The sequence below is a fragment of the Halomonas sp. BM-2019 genome (genome assembly GCF_017584085.1).
Genome location: NZ_CP071922.1, coordinates 784,701 through 788,133, shown reverse-complemented (window position 1 = coordinate 788,133; position 3,433 = coordinate 784,701). Strand labels below are relative to the sequence as shown.

The window sequence follows — 3,433 nt, the reverse complement described above, 5'->3', positions numbered from 1 at the left end:
GGTGCCCCTCGCGGTAGGCGCGGGCCAGCCGGGCGGCGGCCAGGGGATGGCCGGCCTCGCCGGCGCGGGCGTACCAGGTCACCGCATGGTCGTCGCGCCGCGGATAGAGCGCACAGCCCCGCTCGTGGATCTGGCCGGCCTGGTACTGGGCGCGGACGTCGCCGGCCTGGGCCGCCTCCAGCACGTAGCGGGCGCCGCGGGCCTTGTCCTGGGGAGTGCGGCCACGGTGGAAGAGCATATGCCCGTAGACGGAGAGCGCCGCCGGGTGACCGGCATCGGCGCAGCGCTGGAACAGATGCATGGTCAGCCGCTGGGTGCGCGGCGAGCGGGGAAGCCAGCGCGTATGGAACAGCTGCTCAGCCAGGCGGTATTCGAGCCGGGTGAACAGTGATGCTGCCTGTGTCATGGCCAGTAACCGGATCCAGTGACGCCAGGGCAGCCTCTCGACACCACCCGGTGCGCGGCGCCTGCCCTGTGCGGGAATCGGACCGCCCCCGGGGTCCGGGGGCGAAAGCGGCGGCCAGCATACGCCCGCCCCGCCCGGGACTCAACCCTGGCAATTTGCCGCCCGGGGCGAGCTGCCGCTACCATGCCATCTACCATTCGCAGATCCTGGCAAGGGGAGAGAGGATGCAGACGCGACCGCTGGGCGCCACCGGCATCGAGGTCAGCCGCCTGTGCCTTGGCACCATGACCTTCGGCGAGCAGAACAGCGAGGCCGAGGCCCATGAGCAGCTCGACCGCGCCGTGGCCTTCGGCATCAACTTCATCGACACCGCCGAGATGTACCCGGTACCGCCCCGGAGCGAGACCCAGGGACGCACCGAGACCCACATCGGCCGCTGGCTGAAGCAGCGCGGCAGCCGCGATGACGTGATCATCGCCACCAAGGCCACGGGCCCGGGCCTGGAACATATCCGCGGCGGCACGCGGCTGACCCGCGAGCAGCTCCACCAGGCCGTCGATGCCAGCCTGGCCCGCCTGCAGACCGACTACATCGACCTCTACCAGCTGCACTGGCCGGATCGCCGCACCAACTTCTTCGGCAAGCTGGGCTACGAGCACGACGAGGAGGAGGACGACACCCCGCTGGAGGAGACCCTCGCCGCCCTCAAGGCGCTGGTGGACGCCGGCAAGGTGCGCGCTATCGGCCTCTCCAACGACACGCCCTGGGGGGTGATGCGCGCCCTGCACCTGGCCGAGACCCTGGGCCTGCCCCGGGTCGCCGCGGTGCAGAACCCCTACAACCTGCTCAACCGCACCTTCGAGGTGGGGCTGGCGGAGATCGCCCACCGCGAGCAGGTAGGCCTGCTGGCCTACTCGCCGCTGGCCTTCGGGGTGCTCTCCGGCAAGTACCTCGACGGTGCCCGTCCCGAGGGGGCGCGGCTGACCCTGTTCGAGCGCTTCCAGCGCTACACCAACCCCCAGGCCGAGGCGGCCACCGCCGAGTACGTACAAATCGCCCGGGATGCCGGCCTGGACCCGGCCCAGATGGCGCTGGCCTTCGTCAACTCGCGCCCCTTCCTGACCAGCAACATCATCGGCGCCACCACCATGGAGCAGCTCGAGAGCAACCTGGAGAGCGACTTCCTGAAGCTCGACAGCGAGGTGCTTGAGGCCATCGAGGCGGTGCACCAGCGCCAGCCCAACCCGGCGCCCTGAGGCAAAACAGCACTACAGCAAGAGGCGCCGGGCTATCGCCGCGATAGCCCAACCGCTGCGGTGCCCTTGGTATACTCGGGGCACTTCCACCGGATCAGGAGCGCCCCATGCTGAGCGTGATCTCGCCCGCCAAGTCGCTGGACTTCGAGACCCCGGCCACCACCGCCATGCACACCCAGCCGGACTACCTCGACCGCAGCCGCGAGCTGATCGAGATCCTGCGCGACTACTCCCCCCAGCGGCTCAGCGAGCTGATGGGGATCAGCGACAAGCTGGCCGCCCTCAACGCCGCCCGCTTCGCCGAGTGGCGCACGCCCTTCACGCCGGAGAACGCCAAGCCCGCCGCCCAGGCCTTCCAGGGCGACGTCTACGTGGGGCTCGAAGCAGAGACCTTCGGCGACGACGACAACGCCTTCGCCCAGGGGCACCTGCGCATACTCTCCGGCCTCTACGGCCTGCTGCGCCCGCTGGACCTGATCCAGCCCTATCGGCTGGAGATGGGCACCAGGTTGGCCAACCCGGCGGGCAAGGACCTCTACGCCTTCTGGAAGGGGACGCTCACCGAGGCCCTCGACCAGGCGGTGGCCGAGAGCGGCAGCCCGGTGCTGGTCAACCTGGCCTCCAACGAGTACTTCAAGGCGATCGACGCCAGGGCGCTCGAGGCGCGGGTGATCACCCCGGTATTCAAGGACGAGAAGAACGGTAAGCTGAAGATCATCAGCTTCTACGCCAAGAAGGCCCGCGGCCTGATGGCCGCCTGGATGATCCGCGAGCACCTGGACGACCCGGAGGGCCTCAAGGACTTCCAGGTGGCCGGCTACGGCTTCAACTCGGCCATGAGCGAGGGCGACACCCTGGTCTTTACCCGGCCGGAAGGCGCCGCCTGATTTCCCTCAGGAGCACAGAATATCCCGCCATCGCCGATAGAGCGGGCTCCCACGCTGAGGGTAGGAGCGCAGATTCTGCGCGAATGGAGGCCGAAGGCCTCCCAGGCGGCTGGCGCAAGCGTAAGCAACACCACTGGGGCACCTTCGGCGCCATTCGCTCGGGGCACCCGAGCTCCCACAATGGCAGCTTCACGCTGATCTGCGATGAACCCGATCAATGCGTCTTCCCCCCGTAGAGGCCTATGGAAACACCAGCGGGCGCGCCGAGCGCCCCTTGAGGAAGCGGCGATGGGCCTGCTTGAAGCGCTCGTCGTCACAGCGGTGCAGCCACTCGTAGGCCACCATGTCGGCACTGACCGGCACCGCCCCCGCCTGCACCATGCGCTCCCGGGCCAGCCGCGCCTCGCCGGCGCGGCGGCTGGCGCAGGCCTCGGTCAGCCAGTAGACCTCGTAGCCTGCCGCCAGCAGGCCGAGTCCCGTTTGCATCACGCAGATATGCGCCTCGGTGCCGCACAGCACCACCTGGCGCCGGCCGCTCGCGGCCAGCGCCGCAGTGAACTCCGGGTCGGCACAGGCGTCGAAGGTCAGCTTCTGCCACCGGCGATGCCCCGGCAGCGCCTCGAGCAGGCGCGGCTCGCTGCCGCCCAGGCCCTCGGGATACTGCTCGGTCAGCCAGACCGGCACCTCGATCGACTCTGCCAGGCCACCCAGCCAGGCCGCCTCGGTCACCGCCTGGTCGCCGTGCTCGATCACCGGCAGCAGTCCCGCCTGCAGGTCGACGATCAGCAGCAGGCTCTCCTCTCGTGTCAGACGCATGCGTGGTCTCCTTGCGCACTTATATAGGGTGCCGGTTATCGGTTTCTCTGGTGCCCCCCAGCATAGCC

The 3,433-nt window shown here is 69.3% G+C and carries 4 protein-coding genes; 2 read left to right on the top strand and 2 right to left on the bottom strand.

The annotated features are described in order from the left end of the window. Positions 1-406, bottom strand: a 406-nt coding sequence (locus tag J5F18_RS04030) for a sel1 repeat family protein (RefSeq protein WP_346301044.1), incomplete at its 3' end; no start/stop codon positions are given. Between the two features lie 224 nt (positions 407-630). Between J5F18_RS04030 and J5F18_RS04025 the strand changes: the two genes are divergently transcribed. Together J5F18_RS04025 and yaaA are read left to right on the top strand one after the other, a co-directional pair. After that, complete coding sequence (locus J5F18_RS04025) at positions 631-1,662, top strand: NADP(H)-dependent aldo-keto reductase (protein ID WP_346301043.1); 1,032 nt, start codon at positions 631-633, stop codon at positions 1,660-1,662. Positions 1,663-1,769: 107 nt separating this feature from the next. After that, positions 1,770-2,549 carry a peroxide stress protein YaaA gene (yaaA, locus tag J5F18_RS04020; RefSeq protein ID WP_346301042.1) on the top strand — a complete coding sequence of 260 codons (780 nt, stop codon included), beginning with the start codon at positions 1,770-1,772 and terminating at the stop codon, positions 2,547-2,549. 240 nt (positions 2,550-2,789) lie between these two features. On the opposite strand, the gene J5F18_RS04015 is transcribed toward yaaA, so the two are convergent. Next, positions 2,790-3,365, bottom strand: a complete 576-nt coding sequence (locus J5F18_RS04015; RefSeq protein WP_346301041.1) for an isochorismatase family protein — start codon at positions 3,363-3,365, stop codon at positions 2,790-2,792. Between the last annotated feature and the right edge of the window lie 68 nt (positions 3,366-3,433).

What these genes read in the sequence shown, in the direction of transcription:
- J5F18_RS04025 (WP_346301043.1), top strand. Translation starts at nt 631, where the DNA reads ATGCAGACGCGACCGCTGGGCGCCACCGGCATCGAGGTCAGCCGCCTG.
- J5F18_RS04015 (WP_346301041.1), bottom strand. Translation starts at nt 3,365, where the DNA reads ATGCGTCTGACACGAGAGGAGAGCCTGCTGCTGATCGTCGACCTGCAG.
- yaaA (WP_346301042.1), top strand. Translation starts at nt 1,770, where the DNA reads ATGCTGAGCGTGATCTCGCCCGCCAAGTCGCTGGACTTCGAGACCCCG.